This window comes from Pediococcus siamensis (assembly GCF_047220215.1).
In the GTDB taxonomy this organism is placed as follows: domain Bacteria; phylum Bacillota; class Bacilli; order Lactobacillales; family Lactobacillaceae; genus Pediococcus; species Pediococcus siamensis.
Genome location: NZ_CP178375.1, coordinates 1,114,114 through 1,140,028, shown reverse-complemented (window position 1 = coordinate 1,140,028; position 25,915 = coordinate 1,114,114). Strand labels below are relative to the sequence as shown.

Below are 25,915 nucleotides of genomic sequence, written 5' to 3'. Positions count from 1 at the left end.
AAGTCGAAATGAAATCAATTATTTTTATGGGAACACCGCAGTTTGCGGCGCCTATTTTAAAGAGTCTTATTCAAAATGAAGATTATCAGGTGGTGGCCGTTGTGACGCAACCTGATCGGCGTACGGGACGAAAACATAAGTTAACCATGTCACCGGTTAAAGAGGTTGCAGTTGCCAATCATATTCCAGTTTTTCAACCTGAAAAAATTAGTGGGTCTCAGGAAATGGCGACTTTGATTGAAATGCATGCAGACTTGATCGTGACGGCTGCTTTCGGTCAATTTTTACCGATGAAGTTGATTAATTCGGTTAACTTAGCAGCGGTTAATGTTCACGCCTCACTTTTACCTAAATATCGAGGAGGAGCACCAGTTCACTATGCCATTATGAATGGTGAGTCTGAAACAGGTGTCACGATTATCTATATGGTGAAAAAAATGGATGCCGGCGAAATGTTAGCACAGCGCAAAATTAAAATCCAACCTACCGACGATGTTGGCTCAATGTTTGAAAAACTTAGTATTTTAGGGCGGAATTTATTGATCGAAACCCTACCAAAATTAATTGCGGGCGAAATTACGAGTGTGCCACAAGACGAATCACAGGTTACCTTTGCACCAAATATCAAGCCGGAAGAAGAACAGGTAGACTTTACGAAATCAGCAGCATTAGTAGATGCGAAAGTGCGTGCATTAAGACCATTTCCAGTTAGTTATGTCCTCTTAAATGGCGTGCGTACAAAGTTATGGCAAGTAACACCCCAATCGCAAAAAACGGATTTGCATCCCGGCCAAGTTGTTGAAAAAACAAAACATAGTTTGTTAATTGCAACTGGAAATCATGGGGTTGTTAGTCTTGATCGCGTGCAGCCGGCAGGTAAACCACAAATGGCAATTACCGATTACCTCAATGGGAGTCAAGAAGCTTTTTATGAAGGCGAACAGGTTATTAAATGATGGCAGATAAACAAAGTAATCCGCGCGCACTTGCCGTTGAGGTTTTAGTGAAAGTTGCTAAAGGTGCATATTCCAACATTGAATTAAAAAATGTTATTTCACGCAGTCAATTGTCGCAGTTGGATATTAATTTGCTAACTGAAATTGTCTATGGTGTCATGCAAAAAAGATTGACTTTGGAATATGATTTGGCCCCCTTTATTGAAGGCAAAAAAGTTCAACCATGGGTCTATGAGCTGCTTTTAAGTGCCATTTTCCAAATGGTTTATTTAGACCGTGTGCCTACCCGGGCAATATTTAACGAAAGTATTGAAATTGCTAAAATCAAAGGTCACAAGGGTATTCGTCTGTTTGTAACGGGCGTGTTGCATGCGATGCAGCGTAAAGGGTTTCCAGAATTGACGGCGATTCAAGACGAGACAAAACGACGCAGTATAACTTACAGTGTGGCGCCTTGGATAATTAAAACTCTTGATCAGCAAGTGGGACGTCCAAAAACGGACGCCATTTTGACCTCAATTAATCATCCTGCGCACCAAACGATCCGGGTAAATACCCAAAAAGCCTCGGTTGCACAGATCTTAGAAGATTTACAGCAATTAGGCTTTGAAGCCCAGCCAAGTGCGATTGCGGCAGATGGGATCCGCGTTGCTGGCGGGAATGTCGCCGGGACAGATGTATTCAAGTCTGGGGCGGTGACCATCCAGGATGAAAGTGCGATGTTAGTCGGAGAAGCTTTGCAACTAGAGTCGGGAATGCACGTGTTAGACGCGTGTGCAGCTCCTGGTGGTAAAACGACCCAGATTGCCCAGTACGTCGGGGAAACCGGGAGCGTTTTAGCGTTAGATCTGCATCCTAAAAAAGTTGCTTTGATCGAGGCAAATGCCAAAAGAATGGGACTTGAACATCAAGTAACAACTAAGGCTTTAGACGCACGCCAAATTGATACCGTCGCGCAAGATGGTGAATTTGATCGCATTTTAGTAGACGCGCCATGCTCGGGGATTGGATTAATGCGACGGAAACCAGAAATTCGTTATGAAAAGCACCTCGTGGATAGCCAAAATTTGCATAAAATTCAGCTGGCAATTTTAAATGCAGTTGCCACTAAACTTAAAAAGAACGGTATAATGATTTACAGTACTTGTACGATATTACAACAAGAAAATGAAGAGACCGTGGCGGCCTTTTTGGCGCAGCATCCTGAGTTCGAACTCGTTACAACCGAAACGAAGAAGCACCTAAAAGCATCTCGAGCAAAACGCTATCTAAATATTTATCCGGATGATTTTGATTCGGATGGTTTTTTCATTGCTTGTTTAAAAAAGAGAGCGTGAGTGGCACATGAAATACGCATTTCAGTCTGACATTGGGAACCACCGTGATGAGAATCAAGATTACGTCGGCGTTTTTAAAAATAAGAAAAACGTCTTATTTAGTATTGTTGCTGATGGGATTGGCGGTCGTCAGGGTGGCGATGTGGCATCAGAAATGGCGGTTTCACATCTGGGCTATCTTTTTCAAAATACTGAATTTACGGATGTTGCTAACGCAATTAAATGGTTGCAGGCTGAAGTCACACAAGAAAACAACGAAATTTTGGAAACTTCGCAAAAATATTCAGACTTGAACGGCATGGGAACTACCATTGTGGTGGCGATTATTCTTGAAAACCAATTTATTGTGGCACATTTGGGCGATAGTCGTTGTTATTTATTTAAGATTAATGAGTTGAAGCAACTGACTTCGGATCATTCCTTGGTGAACGAACTGATTAAGCAAGGCCAGTTATCGCCAGAGGAAGCACGTAACCATCCTCAAAAAAATATTATTACCAAGACCCTTGGTATTTCGACTAATTCTGACCTCGATGTTCACACGTACGTTTGGAAGAAACATGATCTCCTCCTCTTGTGCACGGATGGCTTAACTAATATGGTTACGGATCAAACGATAGCTGAAGTTTTGGCTGGTTCGCTTAGTTTAGAGCAAAAATGTCTCAAATTAATTGAATTGGCAAATCAAGCTGGCGGCCGTGATAATGTCACTGTCCTCCTCATTCAAGCAGATGACGAGGTGAGAAACTAACTATGACACCGAATCAAACACTTAATGGGCGTTATCGGATCATTGATGCACTTGGCGAAGGTGGAATGGCAGATGTGTACCTGGCCCACGACCTAATTTTAAAACGTAACGTAGCAGTGAAATTACTCCGTTTTGATTTACAGAACGACGATCAAACGATTAAACGGTTTCAAAGAGAAGCTTTATCCACAACTGAACTTGTTCATCCAAATATTGTGAGTGTCTATGATGTGGGAGAAGATAACGGTATCCACTACTTGGTAATGGAATATGTCGATGGGACCGATTTGAAACGGTATATTAAAGCCAATTTCCCCATTCCGTATCAAAAAGTGATTAATATTATGGAACAAATCTTGAGTGGTGTGGCAACTGCGCATGATCATGACATTATTCATCGCGATTTGAAACCGCAAAATATTTTAATGGATAAAAAAGGGAATGCCAAGATTTCGGATTTTGGGGTAGCCCTTGCTCAAGAAGAACAAACGCTAACCCAAACAAATGCAGTTGTGGGATCTGTTCATTATCTTTCGCCAGAACAGGCTCGGGGCCATCTTGCCACCAAACGTTCGGATATTTATTCACTAGGAATAATCCTGTATGAGATGTTGACTGGCAGAGTACCATTTGAAGGGGAAAATGCGGTTTCAATTGCAATTAAACACTATCAAAATCAGATTCCCTATGTGCGTGATTTTGATCCCCGCATACCGCAAGCATTAGAAAATGTGGTGTTGCGTGCAACCGCCAAAAATCCGTTTGATCGCTATAAGAGTGTGACCGAAATGGCCGATGACCTCAGTACTGCGCTTTCGGTCAAACGAGCAGACGAAAAACGATTTGTGGCACCCTCACTTACAGATGAGACGATTATTGCAGATGCGAGTTCGTTCGAAACGGATGCTAAGGATGTCGCTGAAGTAAAAGCCACCGTTGCACCGCAAGCAACAAAACAAGTCAGTCAGATTACAAAAAAAAGACGCAATCGGCATCCTTTACGTAAACGGATTGCAATCGTGATGGGGATCTTTCTGGTTTTGATTTCCGGAATCGCCATTGCGTTTTATCTGAGTTTCCCCAAGGTAGTGACAATTCCCAATGTGACGGGAATGACACAGGCGCAAGCAACTAAAGTTCTGAAGCAGCACGACTTGAAAGTGGGGCACATTACGCGGACAGGTGACCAGAAAATTGATTATCGGCGGGTTATTGAAACCCTGCCAAGTAAAAATAAGCAGGTCCAAGCAGGAGTCTCGGTTAATGTGGTTATGAGTCAGGGACCGAATAGCTATGTCGTGGACAATTATATTGGCGATTCCTATGCAAAAGTGGCCAAAAAATTACGAGCAAAGGGATTTAAAGTTGAAAAGTCGATTGTGCAAACAGCCCAGTTCGATCAAGGAAAAATTATTTATCAAAGTGTCGTCCCGGATCAAGTTGTTGTGCCGAGAGTAACAACGATTCGGTTTTCCGTTTCAAATTAAAATTGGAGGTTTTTAATGCAAAGAGGGCAAATAATACAATCTTTAAGCGGCTTTTATGATGTTATCAGTCAGGAGCAAATTTTTCGGACGCGTGCCCGCGGCAACTTTCGCAAACAAAAGATTTCACCATTGGTGGGAGACTGGGTCGAGTTTGATCCGCAAACACAAGGTGAGGGTTATATTTTGAAAATTGATCCTCGGAAGAATCAATTAGTTCGTCCGTCACTGGCTAACATTGATCAAGCGGTAGTTGTTACGGCATGCGTACAGCCGGATTTTTCTACCAATCTTTTAGACCGCCAATTGGTGACCCTTGAAGAGAAAAAAATTGAGCCCATTATTTATTTCACAAAGGGCGATTTAGTTTCTGAAGCAGCGCGTGCTAATTTGGCGCAGATTGCGGATGGCTATCGGCAAATCGGTTACGAAGTCTATTTAACCTGGGACGCATTTCCCGAAGAAACGGTCCTTAAACTGAAACAAACGTTTAAAAATCGCTTAACGATCTTTATGGGACAAACTGGTGCGGGTAAATCTACCCTCCTGAACCATATTGATCCAAACTTGCAGTTACAAACGGGGGCGGTTTCTCAAGCACTCAATCGGGGAAAACATACTACCCGCAAAGTGGCGTTATTTAAGATCAATAAGGGCTTAGTTGCGGATACGCCTGGTTTTTCTAGTTATACCGTTTTTGAAATGGCATTAGAAGAACTAAAGAATCTTTTTCCTGAAATTTCCAGAACAAGTCGCCATTGTCGTTTTCGGGAATGCTTGCATATTAATGAACCTGATTGTGCGGTTAAAACGGCGGTTCAAACCGGTGACATTATGCAAAGCCGTTACGATAATTATGTTCAATTTTTTAATTTAATTAAGGCACAAAAACCAGTGTATGCCAGAAAAGGCTATTCTAAGAAGAAGGGGAATTAACATATGATAAAAGTTGCACCATCAATTTTAAGTGCTAATTTTGTGGATTTAAAACCAGATATTGAGGTTGCTCAAAAAGGCGGCGCGGATCTCCTTCATATTGACGTGATGGATGGTCAATTCGTTCCCAATTTGAGTTTTGGGCCGGGAATGGTTGAGGCAATCCGACCAATTACCAGTATGCCCTTAGACTGTCATTTGATGATTGAAAACCCCGAGCGTTTTGTGACGCAATTTTGTCAAGCAGGTGCTGACATTGTGGGTGTCCACGTTGAAAGTACACCTCATATTTACCGAGCATTAGAGATGATTAAGCAGCATGGTGTCAAAGCAGAGGTTGTGCTAAATCCGGGCAGTCCGGTAAGCTTAATTCGTGATGTATTGCCAATTGTGGACCAGGTACTGATTATGACCGTTAATCCTGGCTTTGGGGGCCAGCAATTTATTCCCCAAATGGTAGCAAAAATTCAACAGTTAAATCAATTACGCCAGACCGGCGAAAATGATTTTTCAATCGAAGTAGATGGCGGAATCAATGATGAGACGGTCAAAGCTGTGGCCGAAGCTGGCGCAGATATTGCCGTTGCTGGCTCTTATGTATTCAATAGCGATGATCCAATCGCCCAAATTCAAAAGTTGAAAGTGGAGACTAAGGCGTGAAACAAGTTAATATTCTAGCTGGTGGTCCGCCTGAATTTTATCCGGACCAGTTATTTAAACTTAAAGGCGAATGGATCGGGGTAGATCGCGGTAACTTACGCTTGCTAGGTGCTGACATTACGCCACAACTTGCGGTTGGTGATTTTGATTCGATGACGGCTACTGAACTAAACCAGCTTAAAAAAAAGGTGTCTCGTGTGCTGCAGGTCAATCCAATTAAGGATGAAACCGATACGGAATTGGCTTTGAAACAAGCAAATACGCTTCTTCACGCAGATAAGATCGATCTGTACGGGATGACGGGGGGGCGCTTGGATCACTTTTTGAGTAATCTGCTGATGTTTTTAAAACCCGATTTTAAAGAGGTTGCGCCAAAGGTGAGATTGATTGATCGGCAAAACATTATTTTATTTCTATTACCAGGTGTGCATCACCTGGTAAACATTGGCGATTACAAGTACTTATCATTTGTTTCATTGGGAAACGTCACAGAATTAACGTTACCAGATGAAAAGTATCGCTTGCATAAACAAACGGATCTTTACCCAACGGCCTATGTTAGCAACGAATTTCTAAATTCAACAGCAACTGTTAGCTTTGTCTCGGGCATGGTGGCAGTGATTTATAGTCGTGACTAGAAACTGAATACACAAAAAAAGATTGAAGCCTACAAAAGCTCCAATCTTTTTTATGCACGTTTAATTTTGCCTGATTTCAATGCTCGAGCAGAAACCCAAACACGTTTTGGTTTTCCATCCACAAGAATGCGGACCTTTTGCAAATTTGGTTTCCAGCTTCGACGACTGTGGTTCAAAGCATGTGAACGTGTGTTGCCAAAGTGGGTACGACGACCGGTGACAAAGTCTTTTGCCATTTTAAAATCCTCCTTTGTCGCTTCTATATTTATCATAGAATTCTTTTTAACTCACCTAAATAATTTATCATAGATACCCTGCGATTGCAATACTTTTCTTTCAAGTAATTTTACTTGACAGTAAAAGTAGCGGGTTACGCAGCCCCCAATCAACCGCATGTTATGTGCTATTGGGGACCTTCATCAAAGGAATCTTTGCTAGTTGGGGAATCTAAACAGTTCCTTTGACTAATTTCAACGTGACGATAATTAAAGGGATGTAACCATTTAGAAATTAAGGTTTTTTTGTTAAAATACTATTATGACGTGCTTTAGAAATAAAAGCTAGGAAAAATACGCAAAGATGGTTGCGTTTAATGACTAGTTGAAGTATGGTAAAATATCGTTGATATAGAAGTTCGACTTAAGGAGGCTATTTTCAAATGGCTGTTAAAATTCAAACCAAAAATGGCACAGTTGATGTGTCAAATGATGTGATCGCAACTGTTGTCGGCGGTGCCGCTACTGATAACTATGGTGTTGTCGGGATGGCAAGCAAAAATCAGATTCGCGACAATTTAAATGAGATTTTACGCAAAGAAAATTATGGTAAAGGTGTCGTTGTTCGGCAACAAGATAACGGTGTGGCCATCGATGTCTATATCATTGTCAGCTACGGCACAAAGATTTCGGAAGTTTCTAAGAATGTTCAATCAAAGGTAAAATATAACTTAGAATCCATGTTAGGTGTTTCGGCAAACTCTGTGAACGTTTTTGTCCAGGGTGTAAAAGTACTAGAAGCCTAGTTACAACGGACTTAAACGAGGAGGAATTTTGAATTGAAAGTAGCAACTACTGAAATTACCAATCAAGTGTTTGACCAAATGATTCAAGCCAGTGCACGCAAACTAAAGAAGAATGCCGAGTTCATTAACTCATTAAATGTTTTTCCGGTTCCCGATGGGGATACGGGTACTAATATGAGTTTGTCAATGGAAAGCGGTGCGAAGTATGAAATGGACGAGCCCAGCGAGCATGTCGGCAAGCTGGCAGGCGCATTAGCTAAAGGTCTTTTGATGGGGGCACGCGGTAACTCAGGTGTCATCCTTTCCCAGATCTTTCGTGGCTTTTCTAAGAGTGTGGCGGATAAAGCAACTTTAAACGCTGATGATTTGGCCCAAGCCTTTGCTGATGGCGCTCAGACTGCATATAAGGCGGTTATGAAGCCGACTGAAGGAACTATCCTAACTGTTATTCGCGAAGCTGCTAAGGCGGGTAAGGATGCTGCTGAGGAAAGCGACGACGTCATCGTGATAATGGATGCTGTTACCAAAGCGGGCAAAGAAGCTTTAAAAAAGACGACGGATTTGTTGCCTGTCTTGAAAGAAGTCGGGGTTGTGGATTCCGGTGGACAGGGACTGACCTTTGTATTTGACGCTTTTGACGACGTTTTGAATGGTCGTACGGAAGCCGAGGAAGAAGAACAACCAGACGAAGAACAGATGGATGAAATGGTGGAAGCAAAACATCATCAAAGTGTTCAAGGAAAAATTGACCCTGCTGACATTAAATATGGCTACTGTACTCAAATTATGGTAAGGATCGGAAAGGGGCTTCAAGTTACCCAAAAGTTTGATTACGAGACTTTCTATAATTATCTAGCTAAACTGGGTGACTCATTGTTGGTTGTTAATGATGAGGATGTGGTCAAGGTTCATGTGCATACCGAACACCCAGGCAAAGTATTGGCTTGGGGGCAACAGTTTGGTGATTTGGCAACTGTTAAAGTTGATAATATGCGTCAGCAACAAGAAGAAATCATCGAAAAAGATGACCAGCAAGCAGCGGATGTGCAAGCGCCTGACACGAATGGTACAGCAATTATTGCGATTGCCTCGGGTGACGGTATTGATAAATTATTCCGCAGTCTTGGCGTGACCCATATCATTAATGGTGGACAAACGATGAATCCAAGTACGGCAGACATTGTGACAGCAATAAACGAGTCACATGCTAAACGTGCAATTATCCTGCCTAACAATAAGAATATTTTCTTAGCAGCGGAACAAGCGGTTGAAGTTGCTGAGATTCCAGCTCAAATTGTGCATAGTCGCAATGTTTCGCAAGGTATGACGGCTCTGATGGGTTTTAATCCCGATAGTGATCTGAATGAAAATGTGGCTGCAATGGAGGATAACCTTACAGCGGTTAAGAATGGTGAGGTTACAACTGCTATTCGTGACACGACGGTTCAAGGGAAAACCATCAAGAAAGGCAATTTCATGGGCATCATTGACGGTAACATTGAAACGACCAAAGCAACCATGCTTGAAGCAGCTACTGATATGGTTAGACTTATGCTGGACGAAGATAGCGAAATTGTCACGATTATTTATGGTAAGGATGCAAAGAAATCTGAAGCCGAAAAGCTCGAAAAAGCCGTTCAAGAAATGGATGATGAGCTGGAAATTGAAGTTCATGAAGGCGATCAACCAGTTTATCCGTTTATCATTTCAGTTGAATAAGTAAAGTTAAGAGGCCGGAAATTACTCCGCCTCTTTTTGTAGTTAGGAAGTTGGTATATGCCGGAGAAAACACTTTTTGCACCGGTTTCGGCACTTGCTGGGGTTGGCTTGCAACGCGAAAAAGCCCTGAATGAACTGGGCATTTATACAATTGAAGATTTGTTATACTATTTTCCCTTCCGCTATGAGGATTTGCGACCGCAAGATATGACCAGCCTAGTGGACCAACAGAAGGTTACGCTTGAAGGCAAGATCGCATCCGAGCCAATTATTGCCCGTTACGGTCGGAAAAAAAATCGCATTAACTTTCGTCTGTTAACTGACCAAGAATCCGTAATGGTGACTTTTTTCAATCAGCCGTGGTTAAAAAAGCAACTGGTAATGAATGAGAAAATTGCAGTCTATGGAAAATGGGATGCGCGGCGCCGGAGCCTCACAGGAATGAAGTTGCTGCCGTTTTCTGATGCTAATTCTGGCGAGGTTGAGGCTGTGTATCCAGCCAATCAACATATTCGACAGGCCACCATTAAAAAATTAGTTGCCCAGGCCTTTGAAGGGTATGCCAGCGAACTAGTGACCCTCATTCCCGCACCGCTGGTGGAAAAATATCGCTTAGTGGATCGGCGAACTATGGTTCATGACTTGCATTTTCCTGAAAACTTGCGAAATGCAAAACTGGCCCGGCGTACTGCCACATTTGAAGAATTCTTTACGTTTCAAATGGAACTCCAAGTGCTAAAAAAAAGGGATCAAACCGAAAATGGAATCGCAATCCAGTACAAATTGGACAAGATTAAGCGCTTCATTGCCGACCTCCCATATGAGTTAACAGACGCTCAAAAACGCGTCGTCAATGAAATCTGTGCTGATTTAAAACGTCCAATCAGAATGAACCGTTTATTACAAGGCGATGTCGGGAGCGGAAAAACGGTTGTGGCTGCAATTGTAATGTACGCGGCGATTACAGCGGGTTACCAAGCAGCTTTGATGGCACCTACGGAAATTTTGGCAGAACAGCATGCTAATAACTTAACGAAGATATTTGCGGGGACCGACGTCAATATTGGTCTGTTGACAGGCTCGTCGGGATCAAAAACGAAAGCGCGACGTGCCTTACTTGAGGGAATCGCCGATGGTGACATTAACTTAGTTATTGGGACCCATGCTTTAATTCAAGATGACGTTAATTTCAAGAAACTGGGACTCGTGATTATTGATGAACAGCATCGTTTTGGCGTGAAACAGCGTGAGACGCTGCGCAAAAAAGGCCAAAACGTTGATGTTCTGGCCATGACGGCGACCCCCATTCCTCGGACTTTAGCCATTACGGCATACGGAGAGATGGACGTGTCGATTATTGATCAAATGCCAAATGGGCGGAAACCGGTGCTGACGAGTTGGGTAAAAAATAGCCAAGTGAAGGGCATGCTGGATTTTGTCAAAAAACAGTTTGCTGCAGGGCACCAGGCATTTGTGGTAACCCCGCTTATTGAAGAGTCTGAATCCTTAGATCTCAAAAATGCGATGGCTTTATATGAGCAATTGCAAAGCGCGTTTCGCCCAGATTACAAGGTTGGGTTATTGCATGGGCGCATGAAATCTGATGAAAAAGACCAGATTATGCAGCAGTTCAAAGCAAATGAGTTTCAATTATTAGTTTCCACGACTGTAATTGAAGTGGGAGTGGATGTTCCCAACGTTACCGTGATGATTATTTATGATGCGGATCGCTTTGGGTTGGCTCAGCTTCACCAATTACGCGGACGGGTCGGTCGTGGTAAGTCACAGGCTTATTGTATTTTGGTGGCTGATCCAAAAAATGAGACCGGGATTAAGCGAATGAAGATTATGACACAATCTAACGATGGTTTTAAGATCTCTGAAGCTGATTTGCAATTGCGAGGTTCTGGAGATGTTTTTGGAAATAAGCAATCAGGAATTCCTGAATTTCGCATTGGGGATCCCGTCGTAGATATTGGCGCTTTGGAAACAGCACAATTAGAAGCAAGTAAAATTGTGCAGACGGCTAATTGGCAGACGCAGAAAACGTATCAAGTTTTAAATACGTATTTAGAACATGTCATGCAAAAAAATGCCAACTTTGATTAAATAAAAAATGAGGGATGAAAAAATGAAATTAGCAATTGATGCCATGGGCGGTGACTATGCCCCTGAAAAAATTGTGCAAGGTGTCGAACTTGCACGCGATAAGTACACAGACCTTAAATTTATTTTGTATGGCAAAGAAGAAAAGATTAAAGAAGTCCTCAAAAATGGCGAACGAATCACCATTGTCCATACAGATTCGGTTATCGAAATGGGAGATGAACCGGTGCGTGCGGTGCGACAAAAGAAGACTTCGTCGCTCGTTTTGGCTGCACAGGCCGTTAAAGATGGCAAGGCGGATGCCCTATTTTCTGCCGGGAATACGGGAGCTTTATTAGCTGCTAGCCTATTCATTATTGGACGAATTAAAGGCGTTGACCGGCCTGGGATGACAACGACTCTCCCGGCTTTAAAAGGGCCTGAAGATTCCTTTACAATGCTTGATGTGGGGGCGAACGCCGAAAGCAAGGTTAAAAACTTACATCAGTTTGCGGTATTGGGTAACTTTTATAGTGCCAACGTCATGGGCGTTACGAGTCCTCGAATTGGACTATTAAATAACGGTACTGAGGAAGATAAGGGTGATCCCCTGCATAAAGAGGCCTACCAAGTGCTTTCTCAGGATCCTAACTTAAACTTTATTGGTAATGTTGAATCACGGGAACTTCTAAATGGAGCTGCGGACGTGATTGTGACTGATGGTTTTACCGGTAACGCCGTCCTCAAGAACACTGAAGGGACAGCCCTATCGATGTTGAAATTACTGAAGGAAACAATCCTGAATGCCGGTGTCCAAGGAAAATTGGGTGGCTTACTGTTGAAACCAGCATTTAAAACCGTCCAAAATAAAATGGATTATTCTAAACACGGCGGTGCTGTTTTGTTGGGCGTCAAAGCCCCCGTCGTCAAAGCCCATGGTTCTAGTAATGAAATTCAGGTATCCCATGCTTTACGCCAGTTACGATCAATGGTTACGACCAACCTTACCAAAAACTTGGCAGATTATTTTGCGTCGCGCCCAACTGATGAGAATTAGAAATCTGATAATTTGGGTGGACAAGTTCTGAAAAAAACATTAAACTTATCTCTTGTAATTAAATGAATAAGGAGTACCGCATGACTAAAGAAGAAGTATTTAACAAAATTTCTGATATTATCGTGGATCACTTTGACGTCGACAAAGCAAAGGTTACTAACGAACTTAACTTTAAAACCGATTTAAATGCTGATTCAATTGATATTGTTGAATTTGTACTTGAGCTTGAGGATGCATTTGGCGCAGAGATTTCTGATGAAGATGCTGAGAAGCTTTCGACGGTGGGAGAAGCCGTTGATTTCATTGTTGCAAATCAGAAAAAATAAGAATTTGAAATTGAGACTGGAGCGAGGACGTTCTGGTCTCAATTTATTTGTAAGTAGAATTTGAAACTAAAAGTTAGATGGTAATTATCTAAAGCAACCAAAAACTAGGTAAAAGACCAACAAACTAGGAAACTTAAGGCCAGTGGTAGGCACAACGAAGGAAAAAAGATATAATGTTAGAGTGAGTATTTAAGAAAGGATGAAATTTTTTGAAAAAGTGGATTGATGCAGAATTAAAGAAAAATTTTCAAATCGAATTTCACAATGAAAATTTATTGAATGAAGCTTTAACGCAGGCTTCATATGTCAATGAGCACCCGAATCGAGGTTTAAAGTTTTATGAACGAATTGAATTTTTAGGCGATGCGGTGTTACAACTCATTGTCTCGGAGTACATCTTTAAACGTTATCCAGAAATGCCACAAGGAAAATTAACTCGTTTAAGAGCAGCAATGGTATGTGAAGCGAGCTTTAGTCAATTTGCCCGAGAATGTCATCTAGACCGATACATTTTACTTGGTAAAGGGGAAGAAAAGGCCGGGGCGCGTAATCGTGATTCACTTCTTTGTGATATTTTTGAATCGTTTGTCGGAGCACTTTATTTAGATCAGGGACGTGACGCAGTCGAACGATTTGTCCACCAAGTTATTTTTCCTAAACTAGATACTGGTGCTTTTGATCATGTGATTGATTTTAAAACCAATTTGCAAGAATTTTTACAGCGTGACGGCGATGCTGATATTCGCTATGAACTGTTGAATGATGCCGGTCCTGAAAGCGATCTAGAGTTTGAAGTTGCGGTTCTTTCAAATGAACAGCGATTAGGTACTGGTGCTGGTAAATCAAAGAAAATTGCCGAACAAAATGCGGCCCGGGAGGCTTTGCATAAATTACGTGTCAAAAACGATTAGATTAGGAGCTCGATGTTAATGAAACTTAAATCCCTACAAATAAGCGGTTTTAAGTCTTTTGCTGATAAGACAACTATAAACTTCGAGGATGGGATTACTGGAATTGTGGGCCCAAACGGAAGTGGAAAAAGTAATATCATTGAGGCTGTGCGCTGGGTAATGGGGGAGCAATCTGCCAAAAGCTTGCGTGGTGGAAAAATGCCGGATATTATTTTTGCAGGCTCTGAAAATCGGCAGCCGCTAAATCGAGCTGCGGTCACCATTACATTTGATAATGAGGATCATTTTTTGAAGACGGATTATACCGAGGTCAGTGTGACCCGGAAACTGTTCCGTAATGGGGAAAGTCAGTATCTGATCAACCAAAATGAGTGCCGTTTAAAAGACATTTTGGATCTCTTTATGGATACTGGTTTAGGCCGCGATTCGTTCTCGGTAATTTCTCAAGGTCGTGTTGAAGCTATCTTTAATAGTAAACCGGAAGATCGCCGTGTGATCATTGAAGAAGTTGCCGGCGTCTTGAGTTACAAGCAAGATAAGCAAAAGGCTGAATCGGAACTTGCAAAAACCAATGGATATTTGGACCGGGTTAGTGATTTGATAGCAGAATTACAGTCCCAGTTAGAACCCCTAGAAGAACAAAGCAGTCTAGCACAGGATTATGTGGATCAAAAGAAACAGTTTGATAAATTAGAAAAAACACGTTTGGTACACTCGGTTGAAACCCTGCAGCAGCAAAATGGTACTGTGGGGGCCAAACTAGCGGAAGCCAAACGATTGGTCACGCAGTATCAAACACAAAAAAAGCAGCTTTTGGTAAAGGTTAGTGAATTAAAGACTAAGCGTCAGACGTTAGAAGAGAAAAAGGACCAACTGCAGGCGGATTTGTTAAGTGCAACGCGAAAGTACGAAAATTTATCCGGTCAGCAGAATGTTGATTCAGAAAAGAATAAATATCAGCAAGAACAAGTTGCGCAGTTGGAACAAACGATCGCATCAGCAAAGCAGAAACTGGCGGATCTGGCGGTACAAAAAGACCAGGTTGATCAAACACTAGCAGATAAGCAAACCCTAGTGGCGCAACTAAAAACACAGCTTGTAGAGCTCTCGCCAAAGGGCTTACAACAAAAGCAAACACAAGTCCAACAAGAAATTGATCGTTTACAGGCAACTTATATTGAAAAAATGCAAGCTCTTGCTCAAGTTCATAATGAACAGGTAAATCTTAAAAAGAGCTATGAACAGGATAGTCAGCAGCAACTGCATGTGAATGCTGATTTACTCAAGTTGAAATCGCAACTGACGACTGCGCAGGAAAAGCAGACTGCCCAACAAAAGCAGGTTACCGAACTAGATTTGCAAAGAAAGCAGGCTGAAGCTGACCTTAAAGCGGCGTTGCAGAGCTATCAAAAATTGGCTGCCCAACAAAAGCAGAGTCAAGACAGCTGGCTCGATGCGGTTAAAATATATCAGCAAGCCAAAACGCGTTTAGAGACCCTTAGCAGTAGTGATGTGGAATTACGCAGTTATTACCAAGGTGTACAGAACGTTCTTAAACATAAGGCACAATTTACAGGCTTAGTGGGAGTTGTTTCTGAATTGCTGGAAGTTCCTGCTAAATATACGAAAGCCATTGAAACGGTGTTAGGTGGCCAGTTACAGCAATTGGTGACACAAACTGATCGTGATGCACGACAAATTATCAGCTATTTGACTCAACATAAGGCCGGACGAGTTACCCTACTGCCATTAACAGCCATTCGGGCTAAGTACTTGTCGGCAACAGTGCAAAAAGAATTAGCTCAGTTGCCTGGTGTGGAAGGCATTGGAGCGGATCTGGTTAAAACGACTACTGAGTTGCAATTGATAAAGCAGCATTTATTAGGAAATGTGGTGGTGGCAACTGATCTTAAGCAGGCTACACAGATCTCTAAAGCTTTATCAACTAGATTAAAAATTGTGACCTTGAATGGTGAAATCATCAATCCCTCAGGTTCGATGACGGGAGGGATTAATCGCCATCAAAGTGCTGGTTTATTAACACAAAAACAATCACGGGTTGATTTAGAACGGCAAGTGAAGCAGATGCAACGCCAATTAACAAGCCGTGAAGCGTTAGTGACAGATTTGAAACAGCAGTTAGCACAAGCCGAGCAAAAAGGTAGTGAAGCCCGGCAAAAATATAACCAAAACCACGATGCGTATAAAGATGCCCAAACCCAACTGGAAATTTTTTCAAATCAACAAACCGATTTAAAGCGCCGATATGAAGCCGTGGCTTACGAATCGGGGCAAAATGGTGACCTAGAGCACGACTATACTACCCAAAGCGAGAAACTTAAGCAACAAGAAACACAACTCAACCATGAATTAAATCAGCTTTCAAGTCAAACAGAGGGGCAAAAACAAACCTTGGATAACCTGCACACAAGTCAGGCAGAAGGGCAAAAGCAGGTTGAACAAACACAGGCCAAACTGACGGACGCACAGGTAGCACTTGCTCAAACCCAAACGGTCCAAACTAATCTCCAGGCCAATATAGAAAACAGCAAACAAACTTTGGCAGTGGCCGAAAAGCAGCATACGTCATTAATTGAAGCGCGCAAGTCACGAAATAGGCAACACCAAACCACCCAACAGGAACTGGATGCGAGCCAACAACAGATCAAAACGTTACAAGATCAATTGGAACGGCAGAAACAACAAGCCGCACAGGTGGCAGAGACACTTAGTACCAATGAGGATGACTTGCAGCGGGTTCAGGAATTGGATGCGGTTGCCAGTGAGGATTTGCAAACAACCCAAATTGAGAAAACCCGTTTGACGGAACAGATTGACCATGCTCTGGCGGATTTAAGTGAAAAATATCACTTGAGTTTTGAAATGGCAAAGCAAGAGGCTGTTGAGCTCGAACCAGAAGAACTACAGCGGCAGTTGAAATTAGCTAAAAAGAGCTTAGCTGAAATTGGTGAAGTTAACGTGGGAGCTATTGATGAGTACAAGCGGGTTTCAGAACGTTATCAGTTCTTAACGACCCAAAAAGATGATTTAATGACCTCCCAAAAACAGTTGTTAGAAACGATTAATGAAATTGATACGGAAGCAGCTTCGCGGTTCAAAGCGACATTTGACAAAATTTCTGCCTCGTTTTCCAAGGTGTTTGTTAAAATGTTTGGGGGCGGTAAAGCTAAACTGGAATTAACCGATCCAGAGCATTTGTTGACGACGGGAATGGAAATTAAGGCACAGCCACCAGGCAAGAAGTTTCAACGTCTTAGTCTCCTTTCTGGTGGGGAAAGAGCTTTAACGGCAATCACCCTGCTCTTTTCGATCCTTGAGGTTAATCCAGTACCATTTTGTATTTTAGATGAAGTTGAAGCTGCCTTTGATGATGCGAATGTAACGCGCTTTGCGGACTATTTGCGTAATTTTCGCCATCAGACCCAATTCGTTGTGATCACACATCGAAAGGGAACAATGGTAGAATGTGATGTGCTCTACGGGGTTACGATGCAAGAATCTGGTGTTTCAAAGATGGCTTCGGTATCATTAGAAGAAGTTTCACGAAAGGAGACTGCAACGCAATGAGTTTATTTGGTCGAAGAAAAAAGAAAAAATTAGCAGAACAGCAGGCCTTAGAACAGGCCGAAACACAAAAACAGGCTCAAGTTGAAGAACAGACGGCCGCTAAGTCGACGGTCTCTGAATCTGAGCCAAAAGTCGGACCAGAGACGCTTACTTCTCAACCCGAAGAAGAGGTTGATCGTTATAATCGAGGATTGGAAAAATCCCGCCGAACTTTCGGACAAAAATTAACGGCATTATTTACGAATTTTAATGGGGTCGATGATGATTTTTATGACGACCTGGAAGAGACGCTAATTGGTGCCGATGTTGGATTTGACACGGCAGTACAAATTAGCGATGAAGTACGAGAAGAAATCGAAACGAATCATGTTTCAGGCCAAAAAGAAATTTCAAATTTAATCGTGGCCAAGTTAGTTTCCTTATACACCCGTAATGGTACTAAAGAAGATAATCATCTGGTATTTGCCACAGAAGGTCCCAGTGTGTTCCTGTTTGTTGGTGTCAATGGCGTCGGAAAAACTACAAGTATTGGGAAACTGGCAGCGCGCTTTAAAAAACGAGGAAAAAAAGTTTTACTGGCTGCTTGTGATACCTTCCGTGCTGGCGCGATTGAACAACTTCAAGAATGGGGAAAGCGCGACGGCGTACCTGTGGTAGCAGGTCCTGAAAAGAGTGATCCAGCCGCAATCGTGTTTGATGCGGTTCAAAAAGCTAAAAAAGAGGACTACGATCTGGTTTTGGTTGATACAGCCGGACGATTGCAAAACAAAGTCAATTTGATGAAAGAACTGGACAAGATGCGTCGGGTCATTACTCGTGAAATACCTCACGCACCGCAGGAAATTCTTTTGGTTTTGGATGCGACAACCGGACAAAATGCGATGAATCAAGCAAAAGTTTTCCAAGAAACCACGGATGTAACGGGGATTATTTTAACCAAGTTAGATGGCACCGCAAAAGGTGGGATTGTTTTGGCAATTCGCAATCAGTTACACTTGTCGGTGAAATATGTGGGTCTAGGAGAGCAAGTTGATGATTTGAGTCCGTTTTCACCCCAGGAGTTCGTTGACGGTTTGTTCAGTGATTTCTTAGAACCTACTAAATAAGCGAGTGTGATTGGGATGGAAATTGAAAAAAACAACCGAATAAACTTTCTCTTTGAGTTTTATGGCAGCTTATTAACTAAAAAACAGCGTAACTATATGCAGTTGTATTATGCTGATGACTATTCTTTGGGCGAGATTGCAGAAAATTATGCTGTTAGTCGACAGGCGGTCTATGATAATATTAAGAGGACCGTGCAGATTCTTGAAGATTATGAGGACAAACTGCATACTTATGGTGATTTTTTGGCACGTAATCATCAGACGGATCGTCTCTTAGCTTATGTCAAAAAAACGTATCCAGAGGATGAAGAACTCCGCCAATTGATTGATAACCTCGAATCAATCGAAGCAGAATGAAAGGTAGGGACTAACCCATGGCTTTTGAAAGTTTAACAGAACGACTTCAAAATGCTTTTAGTAAATTAAGAAAAAAAGGTAAGATTTCAGAATCGGATCTTCGGAGCGCTATGCGTGAAATTCGTTTGGCCTTGCTTGAAGCCGATGTTAACTTTACCGTTGTTAAGAATTTTGTCAAAACCGTCCGTGATAAGGCGATTGGTGCAGATGTCCTAGAAGGATTAAATCCCACTCAACAAATTGTCAAAATCGTTAATGACGAACTGGTTTCAATTATGGGCGACCAGGCCGTTGATTTGAACAAATCACCAAAGATTCCAACTATCATTATGATGGTTGGACTACAAGGTGCTGGTAAAACGACAACGGCTGGAAAACTGGCTTTGAAACTTAAAAATGAACAAAAAGCGCGCCCGTTGATGATTGCAGGGGACGTTTATCGTCCGGCTGCGATTGATCAGTTAGTTCAGGTTGGTCAACAAATCGATGTCCCTGTTTTCCAAATGGGCACCGATGTGGATCCGGTCGAGATTGTGCGTCAAGGGCTTAAAAAGGCTGATGAAGAGAAAAACGATTACGTTATTATTGATACAGCTGGTCGTTTGCAGATTGACGAGAAGTTAATGGATGAATTAGCCCGTATCAAAGCACTGGCAAATCCAAATGAAATTCTTTTGGTTGTGGATGCCATGACCGGGCAAAACGCGGTAAATACCGCAGAAGGTTTCAACAATCAGCTTGATGTAACCGGCGTTGTTTTGACGAAGCTGGATGGTGACACCCGTGGTGGTGCGGCGCTTTCTATCCGAGCCGTTACTGGCGAGCCAATCAAGTTTATTGGTCAGGGCGAAAAAATGACCGATCTGGATGTCTTCCATCCTGATCGTATGGCTTCACGAATCCTAGGCATGGGTGACATGCTGACGCTGATTGAGAAGACACAAAAAGAGTACGATGAGAAACAAGCGCAAGAAGTTACCCAAAAGATTCGGGAAAATACGTTTGATTTTAATGATTTTGTGGATCAAATGGATCAGATGCAGAATATGGGTTCTATGGAAGATATCATGAAGATGATTCCTGGAATGGCTAATAATCCGGCGTTGAAAAATGTAAATATTGATCCGAAAGATATGGCGCATATGAAAGCCATTGTCTATTCCATGACGCCAGCTGAGCGTGAAGATCCCGATTTGCTTAATCCGAGTCGCCGCCGCCGCATTGCGGGTGGTTCTGGACGTCCAGTTGTTGAAGTTAACCGAATGATTAAACAGTTTAATCAGATGAAAAAAATGATGAACCAAATGTCTAAAGGTAACTTTAATGGAATGGAAGGGTTATTAGGCAAAGGGGTAAGTGGTCGTCTATCTAAAATGGCTATGAACTCAATGGTCCGTAAAGCTAAAAAGCGGAAGAAAAAACGTTTAAAGAAGAACCGACGGAATAAATAAGGCGGGTTAAAATTTAAAAAGCATTGAAAAGAAGCGGTGATCAAACTTCTTTTCAATGCTTTTTTTGATTCATAAAAAATGAAACTTGCTAGCTTGACTTCTGTGAATGCCTATAGCTTTTTTCGATTTTTGCCAAAAGGGTAATTAATTGGTCCTTTTGTTCTTTTGAAAGTGAGCCTAACATTTTACGATTGATATCCGCATTTGCTTTATTGAACTGGTTGACGATTTTTTGACCTGCTTGGGTTATATAGATTTCTTTGTTGCGCGCATTTTCTGCGGGAACATGCCTTAAAATAAGGCCATTGTCTTCCAATTTTTTTAAAAATGATGAAACGCTTGCCGGTTGGGTTTTGGTAACCGCTACAATATCTTTTTGCAGGAGTCCAGGCTGCTTTTCGATTAAACTTAGTATGAGTGCTTGTCGGGGAGAAAGAGGCGCTAACTTTTGGGCTAAGTCTACTTCCTTTTGAAGTCTAATAGCGTGTATTAAGGCATCTATTTTTGAATTTACGTTTGTCATAATTTCATTACCTCACTTTCCTATAGTTTAACAGAAGGTTAGGCAAAGAAACAATTAGACGTGCTAACTGATTGAGAAGTCAAATCCTTAAAGTTAGTTTGGACAACTGTTTGGAAGCCTAACTGTTGCGAAGAGAATTGGTATGTCGAAACAGACTAAGACGGGATCTGAAAATTGAAAATTATATCACACAAAAATATGAATTTTAAATTCATTAATGTTAAAAGTCATCTAACTGATTGTCAAAAATCTGAAAGTTGATCTGTTTTTTGAAGGAGCTCACATGTTACCGACAGGATATAAAATTATTTTGGAGTTTAATGGTTTATCTTAATTAAATAGATGGCAATGCTTTTAATTTGTGAATGCTTTTTACAGCAATGATGAGTTACTGTTTTTTGCTATTTAAAAATTTTAAAAAAATAAGACAAAAAGTCTCAAATATTTACGTAAATAATAAGCAGACAAATATGCTTAGCTCAATATAATAAAGTAGTGTACTAGGATACAGTGTTTATATATATCCTTAAAATATTTTGACATCGAGGTAGTTATGACAAAAAAGGTAGTTAGCATCGATATTGGAGGAACTTCAGTAAAGTTAGCAATCATCGATGATTATAGAAATATCATAGAAAAGTGGCAAATTCCCACAAATATTGTAAATAACGGAATTAATATCATTAGCGATACCATCAATACAATCAAGGAACATTTGGTGCTTTATAGTAAAGAGGAAATCGTAGGCATTGGTATTGGAATTCCAGGCCCAATTTCGGTAGACGGTTCTAGAGTTATAAAAGCGGTAAATCTTGGCTGGAATGACGTCCCATTAAAATCCATTTTTGAGGATAAATTTGATGTTCCTGTTAACCTATTAAATGATGCAAATTCAGCGGCCTTAGGAGAAATGTGGGCCGGAGCTGGTCAAGGTATCAATAACCTAATGTTTGTTACCTTAGGTACAGGTGTGGGTGCGGGTATTATCATTGATGGAAAAATAATAAATGGTGCACATTCGTCAGGAGGTGAAATTGGACATATTCCAGTGATTTCAAATGAACACAGAGTCTGTGGTTGTGGAAATTTGAATTGCTTAGAAAGTTTCGCATCTGCTAACGGCATGGTCAAAACTATGAAAAGAATTTTGACAGAAGCAAATGTGAATCGCGGACATTTTACAACCATAGACATATTTAGATGGATGTCAGATGGTGATAAATATGCAAGACAGGCGGTAGAAGAGACTACAAATTATTTAGGCTTTGCTTTTGCAGGTATTTTGAATACGTTAGATCTCGAAAAAATTGTCATTGGTGGTGGTTTGTCAGGTGCCGGGGATGCTTTACTAAATCCTCTGATCAAATCAGTTGATAGTCATGTATTTTCTCAAATTAGATCAAATTACGTTATTTCACTTTCGCAATTAGGAAATAATGCGGGAATCTTTGGTGACGCTGCTTTCTTTTTCAATGAAAAAGTATGATTTTGTCTTAATGTTCTTTTCGAATTTTGTTGGTGTAACTATTGTTAAAAAATTTATAAAATACCTTTTACAGCAGGTAAATCGAAGTAAAACCTTTTTGAATTTCTATTTATGTGACGGAGAACTATCCTTTTTGATGGTATACCAAGTCAAATTAGAAGACACTCTTTGCCACCATATAGTTGTGAATGAATAATATTGTAGTGATAGTAATCTTGGAAAAACTCACAATTAGGGAGAAGGAAAATCAAATTTCACAGCTTTGATAGTTGGATGTCAAAAAGAAAAACATAATAATTTATATAATTACCAATAGTTTAAAAATGGGATGTTTGTATTTATATCGAATGTTTTGATTCTGATAAAGTTACAAATTATCCCGTTTTTTGTGAAGATATTTAGTTAAATCATTGACAGAAAATATAAATTGCTAAATGGTTTAACACAAAATGAATCTCTTGTCGCGGCTATTAATTTATTGAGGAGTGAAAATATTTATGAATTTTAAATTATATTCGTTTGCCAATGGGACTATTGATTATGACATAAAAAGGCAGAAAAATACGCTTAATTCACCAACCATTGTATATATATTAGATGGTATATTTGAAGTAACTATAAATGGCAAAAGATTGAAACTTAATCCAGGCAGTTTTATCTTGCTAAATACTAATGAGCAACTCGTTTTAGAAGCAAAAGAAACGGTTAATTTGACTTTCTGGCTTAGCTTCAATATGGAAGAAATTGTGAATCAACTAGGACTAAAAAATTTTCAGTTTAATAATACAATGGGTTATGTAAAAAAAGATCAACAAATAACCCAAGCCGTCGAATCACTTTTGAAAGCGTTATTCTCACAAGATCAAGAATTGCAACTTTTTACGATTGGTAAGGGGTATGAACTTGCCAATATATTAATACTAAAATTTGCTAAAATAGAACAGAATGACAGTCAAATTTCTGTTATTAAGCAATATGTGATAAATCACTATAATGAGGATGTAAATTTGAGTAACATATCAGAACACTTTTTTATGGAACCCAGTTATTTTTCAAAATATTTCAAAAAGAATATCGGCGTTAACTTTAAAGAATTTCTGATGAATATCCGTCTTATGCATGCAAAAAGTGTGTCAACGCCGATGTGAAAATGTCGTTTTTTGCCGATTAAAAAATGCTGTTTTTTACCGATAAGGTTTACAGTGTCTCACTGCTCCTTTCTTTATTTTGTGAGCTAAAACCTGATAAATCAGGTCCAGAATTATCCTTCTTTTCAATCAAATGATCCTTCATTCGATATGATCGACCGGTGATTCGGATGACTTTAGCGTGGTGAACCAAGCGGTCTAAAATGGCGTTAGCTAACATCTTATCTGAAAAGGTGTTTCCCCACTTAGAAAGCGGAATATTAGTGGTGATAATGGTTGATTTCCGTTCATATCGTCTTTCAATTAGCTGAAAGAACAGCTTAGCACCCACTGACTCAATTGGGAGATAACCAATCTCGTCAATGATTAGAATTTGAAAACGGGCATACCGGCGCAACACTTCTTCGCTTCGTCCTTGAACTTGTGCTGTTTGAAGCTTGTTGATGAGGTCGCTACATCGAATAAACTGCGTTGAAATTCCTTGTTTACACCCTTCAATTCCAATGGCGGTGGCTAGGTGAGTCTTACCGACACCGGAGGTGCCGATAAACAAAATGTTTTGATTCTCTTGGGTGAATCTTAGTGATCCCAAGTCCTCAATTGTCCCTTGGTTAATTCCTGGTTGATAGCTAAAGTCAAAGTCAGCTAACGTTTTTTCATATGGAAAGCGGGCTAGTTTAATTCTCAAATTAATCTTTTTTTGTTCCCGGTATTTAAGCTCAGCCGTTGTCAATTCGAATAAGGCATCACTCAAGGACTTGGGTGCTTCATCTTGATGATCCAATAGGTAGCCTAAATGTTCGGCGAAACGATCTAACTTTAATTGTCTAAGGTTGGTGTATAACGCTTGGTAATTAGCCATTTTCTCACTCCATTTCATCAAACATCTTCAGGTTTCGGTCGACGTAATCATCAATGACTCGGTCATCACGATTCTTATAAAGGTCTGATCGGACAATCTCTTCCATGTCATCGCGAAGATAATTAAATCTTTTCAGTGAAATAGGGTGAGAACGAATTAGTTCTCCGTTATAATAAACGTATAGAGTATTGTCATCGTGTTTAATTTGTACGGTTTCGTCAATATATCTGATGGGGACGGAGTATTTCCGATTTTGAAAGACAATCATTGATTCCTTGCTAACTTTCCTTGCGATGGTTTGGCTGGCATAGGCATCGAGTAAGTCATGATCAAAATCATGGAGATACTCTTTTTCTTTATCAAGCAATAAATAAGGCGGAATTTGAGTCGCCTGAGACTTCTCATGATTCAGCTGATCACACGTCAAATGAACGATCTCGGCTAAGTCTAGCGGCTCTTCAAACTCATGGTTGTAAACTTTAATTCGCTGAGTAGTTCTGGCCAACGCCTCAACCTTTCCTTTGGTTTGTGGCCGAAACGGTCGACAAGCAATTGGCTTGAAACAAGCGTCCTTAGCGTATTCAACGAAGGTTTCATTAAATACCGGCTTACCAAAATTACTTTTATGATGATCGACGACAACCTTTTGGTTGTCAAACCAGATTTCTTTCGGCACACCCCCGGTTGCCCAAAAGGCATTCGTTAAGCAATCAAAAAAGGTAGTTTGGCTGCGACTGAAGGTAAATTGCATGTATTTCATTCGCGAGTACCCTAAAACATATAAGAAGATGTTGCCTTTGACAATCTCTCCATGCCGAGAAATCAATGTTAAGTCTTCTTTCCAATCAACCTGGGCTGAAAGCCCTGGCGAGGTTTCAATCCGGATAGTGGCTTTTTTCGTTGCGGCTTTTCTGATGGTTCGACAATAGTCTCTGAGAATACTTTGCTTTCCTTGATAGCCACGTTCTTTGATAAAGTAATAAATTGCCGTTGCCGAACAGCCTTCTAGAACCTTTTCTTCAATCGTTTTTCGATAATCGTCAAGTTTACTCGGCCGCCGTAAGGGTTGTGGCTGCTCATCTGGGGGCGTGAGCCCTAAATTGTAGTATCTTTTAACCGTTCGCGGATCAACACCATATCGTCGACCAATTTCAGCGAAGTTGGGCTTTATTTTGTTCATAATATATTGCTGGACACACTGTTCAACATCTAAACGCATTTCAGTTCCTCCAAATTTGAGATACGTTTAGTTTACCGTAAAAAAATGTTGGAAAACCGACATTTTCTAATCGGTATTTTCCAACATTTTACAACCGTTGCTGACAAAAAGTGAACTGATACAAACAGATAAATCCATAGTATTTGTATCAATGCATAGTGGATTTAATAGTTTATCAAGTTTTAATAGGGCCTTTAAAAATAAGTATTCTGTAACACCTTCAAGTTATAGACAGAAACATTCCCAAATAATAAAACAGCAAAAGTTATTAACAAACGTAGATGATAATGTACA

Annotated in this window: 23 protein-coding genes and 1 pseudogene; 20 read left to right on the top strand and 4 right to left on the bottom strand. The window is 40.8% G+C overall.

The annotated features are described in order from the left end of the window. The first annotated feature begins 8 nt into the window (after nucleotides 1-8). The 7 genes from fmt to ACLJJ6_RS05395 are packed head-to-tail and all read left to right on the top strand — an operon-like array spanning nucleotide 9 to nucleotide 6,762. Nucleotides 9-956 carry a methionyl-tRNA formyltransferase gene (fmt, locus tag ACLJJ6_RS05425; RefSeq protein WP_412988147.1) on the top strand — a complete coding sequence of 316 codons (948 nt, stop codon included), beginning with the start codon at nucleotides 9-11 and terminating at the stop codon, nucleotides 954-956. Further along, nucleotides 956-2,293: a 16S rRNA (cytosine(967)-C(5))-methyltransferase RsmB gene (rsmB, locus tag ACLJJ6_RS05420; protein ID WP_412990435.1), complete on the top strand. Its 1,338-nt coding sequence runs from the start codon at nucleotides 956-958 to the stop codon at nucleotides 2,291-2,293. Before fmt ends, rsmB begins: the two co-directional genes overlap by 1 nt. A 7-nt stretch (nucleotides 2,294-2,300) precedes the next feature. Next, on the top strand, nucleotides 2,301-3,044 hold the full coding sequence (locus ACLJJ6_RS05415; protein ID WP_412988145.1) for a Stp1/IreP family PP2C-type Ser/Thr phosphatase: 744 nt from the start codon (nucleotides 2,301-2,303) through the stop codon (nucleotides 3,042-3,044). Between the two features lie 2 nt (nucleotides 3,045-3,046). Next, nucleotides 3,047-4,531, top strand: coding sequence for a Stk1 family PASTA domain-containing Ser/Thr kinase (gene pknB / locus ACLJJ6_RS05410; protein WP_412988143.1), 1,485 nt, complete (start codon nucleotides 3,047-3,049; stop codon nucleotides 4,529-4,531). 15 nt (nucleotides 4,532-4,546) lie between these two features. Further along, nucleotides 4,547-5,464, top strand: coding sequence for a ribosome small subunit-dependent GTPase A (gene rsgA / locus ACLJJ6_RS05405; protein ID WP_412988141.1), 918 nt, complete (start codon nucleotides 4,547-4,549; stop codon nucleotides 5,462-5,464). A 3-nt stretch (nucleotides 5,465-5,467) separates the two neighbouring features. Beyond that, nucleotides 5,468-6,124 (top strand): ribulose-phosphate 3-epimerase, encoded by a 657-nt coding sequence (gene rpe, locus ACLJJ6_RS05400; protein ID WP_412988139.1) that lies wholly within the window; start codon nucleotides 5,468-5,470, stop codon nucleotides 6,122-6,124. Continuing rightward, nucleotides 6,121-6,762 carry a thiamine diphosphokinase gene (locus ACLJJ6_RS05395; RefSeq protein ID WP_412988137.1) on the top strand — a complete coding sequence of 214 codons (642 nt, stop codon included), beginning with the start codon at nucleotides 6,121-6,123 and terminating at the stop codon, nucleotides 6,760-6,762. Before rpe ends, ACLJJ6_RS05395 begins: the two co-directional genes overlap by 4 nt. A gap of 50 nt (nucleotides 6,763-6,812) precedes the next feature. On the opposite strand, the gene rpmB is transcribed toward ACLJJ6_RS05395, so the two are convergent. Continuing rightward, on the bottom strand, nucleotides 6,813-6,998 hold the full coding sequence (gene rpmB, locus ACLJJ6_RS05390; protein WP_412988135.1) for a 50S ribosomal protein L28: 186 nt from the start codon (nucleotides 6,996-6,998) through the stop codon (nucleotides 6,813-6,815). Between the two features lie 422 nt (nucleotides 6,999-7,420). Between rpmB and ACLJJ6_RS05385 the strand changes: the two genes are divergently transcribed. The 10 genes from ACLJJ6_RS05385 (at nucleotide 7,421) to ffh (ending at nucleotide 20,383) form a co-directional block, all read left to right on the top strand. Further along, complete coding sequence (locus tag ACLJJ6_RS05385; RefSeq protein WP_412988133.1) at nucleotides 7,421-7,783, top strand: Asp23/Gls24 family envelope stress response protein; 363 nt, start codon at nucleotides 7,421-7,423, stop codon at nucleotides 7,781-7,783. Between the two features lie 78 nt (nucleotides 7,784-7,861). Further along, a complete protein-coding gene (locus ACLJJ6_RS05380) occupies nucleotides 7,862-9,502 on the top strand; it encodes a DAK2 domain-containing protein (RefSeq protein WP_412990434.1) in 1,641 nt (546 codons plus the stop codon). 57 nt (nucleotides 9,503-9,559) lie between these two features. Beyond that, nucleotides 9,560-11,611 (top strand): ATP-dependent DNA helicase RecG, encoded by a 2,052-nt coding sequence (gene recG / locus ACLJJ6_RS05375; RefSeq protein ID WP_412988131.1) that lies wholly within the window; start codon nucleotides 9,560-9,562, stop codon nucleotides 11,609-11,611. Between the two features lie 22 nt (nucleotides 11,612-11,633). Beyond that, nucleotides 11,634-12,644: a phosphate acyltransferase PlsX gene (gene plsX / locus ACLJJ6_RS05370; RefSeq protein ID WP_412988129.1), complete on the top strand. Its 1,011-nt coding sequence runs from the start codon at nucleotides 11,634-11,636 to the stop codon at nucleotides 12,642-12,644. A gap of 80 nt (nucleotides 12,645-12,724) precedes the next feature. Then, nucleotides 12,725-12,970 carry an acyl carrier protein gene (gene acpP, locus ACLJJ6_RS05365; protein ID WP_412988127.1) on the top strand — a complete coding sequence of 82 codons (246 nt, stop codon included), beginning with the start codon at nucleotides 12,725-12,727 and terminating at the stop codon, nucleotides 12,968-12,970. 209 nt (nucleotides 12,971-13,179) lie between these two features. Continuing rightward, the gene (gene rnc / locus ACLJJ6_RS05360) at nucleotides 13,180-13,881 is read left to right on the top strand and encodes a ribonuclease III (protein WP_412988125.1); all 702 of its coding nucleotides are present in this window, start codon (nucleotides 13,180-13,182) and stop codon (nucleotides 13,879-13,881) included. A gap of 18 nt (nucleotides 13,882-13,899) precedes the next feature. Beyond that, nucleotides 13,900-17,469, top strand: coding sequence for a chromosome segregation protein SMC (gene smc, locus ACLJJ6_RS05355; protein ID WP_412990396.1), 3,570 nt, complete (start codon nucleotides 13,900-13,902; stop codon nucleotides 17,467-17,469). Further along, complete coding sequence (gene ftsY / locus ACLJJ6_RS05350; RefSeq protein ID WP_412990395.1) at nucleotides 17,466-18,575, top strand: signal recognition particle-docking protein FtsY; 1,110 nt, start codon at nucleotides 17,466-17,468, stop codon at nucleotides 18,573-18,575. The genes smc and ftsY overlap by 4 nt, the downstream gene beginning before the upstream one ends. 15 nt (nucleotides 18,576-18,590) lie before the next feature. Beyond that, nucleotides 18,591-18,932, top strand: a complete 342-nt coding sequence (locus ACLJJ6_RS05345) for a putative DNA-binding protein (protein ID WP_412990394.1) — start codon at nucleotides 18,591-18,593, stop codon at nucleotides 18,930-18,932. 17 nt (nucleotides 18,933-18,949) lie between these two features. Continuing rightward, on the top strand, nucleotides 18,950-20,383 hold the full coding sequence (ffh, locus tag ACLJJ6_RS05340; protein ID WP_412990393.1) for a signal recognition particle protein: 1,434 nt from the start codon (nucleotides 18,950-18,952) through the stop codon (nucleotides 20,381-20,383). A gap of 88 nt (nucleotides 20,384-20,471) precedes the next feature. Here the strand turns inward: ffh and ACLJJ6_RS05335 are convergent, their stop codons facing one another. Then, a complete protein-coding gene (locus ACLJJ6_RS05335) occupies nucleotides 20,472-20,906 on the bottom strand; it encodes a MarR family winged helix-turn-helix transcriptional regulator (protein WP_412990392.1) in 435 nt (144 codons plus the stop codon). 553 nt (nucleotides 20,907-21,459) lie between these two features. On the opposite strand from ACLJJ6_RS05335, the gene ACLJJ6_RS05330 reads away from it, so the two are divergent. Both ACLJJ6_RS05330 and ACLJJ6_RS05325 read left to right on the top strand, forming a co-directional pair. Then, complete coding sequence (locus ACLJJ6_RS05330) at nucleotides 21,460-22,392, top strand: ROK family protein (protein ID WP_412990391.1); 933 nt, start codon at nucleotides 21,460-21,462, stop codon at nucleotides 22,390-22,392. Between the two features lie 497 nt (nucleotides 22,393-22,889). After that, complete coding sequence (locus ACLJJ6_RS05325) at nucleotides 22,890-23,540, top strand: AraC family transcriptional regulator (protein ID WP_412990390.1); 651 nt, start codon at nucleotides 22,890-22,892, stop codon at nucleotides 23,538-23,540. A 49-nt stretch (nucleotides 23,541-23,589) separates the two neighbouring features. Here ACLJJ6_RS05325 and istB read toward each other — a convergent pair whose 3' ends face one another. Beyond that, entirely contained in the window at nucleotides 23,590-24,420 is an 831-nt protein-coding gene (istB, locus tag ACLJJ6_RS05320) for an IS21-like element helper ATPase IstB (RefSeq protein ID WP_412988384.1), read from the bottom strand. After that, nucleotides 24,407-25,621 carry an IS21 family transposase gene (istA, locus tag ACLJJ6_RS05315; protein ID WP_260210390.1) on the bottom strand — a complete coding sequence of 405 codons (1,215 nt, stop codon included), beginning with the start codon at nucleotides 25,619-25,621 and terminating at the stop codon, nucleotides 24,407-24,409. Before istA ends, istB begins: the two co-directional genes overlap by 14 nt. Before the next feature lie 97 nt (nucleotides 25,622-25,718). Between istA and ACLJJ6_RS05310 the strand changes: the two are divergent. Then, nucleotides 25,719-25,844 (top strand): annotated as a pseudogene (locus ACLJJ6_RS05310) (helix-turn-helix domain-containing protein); the annotation flags it as partial. Nucleotides 25,845-25,915 lie beyond the last annotated feature (71 nt).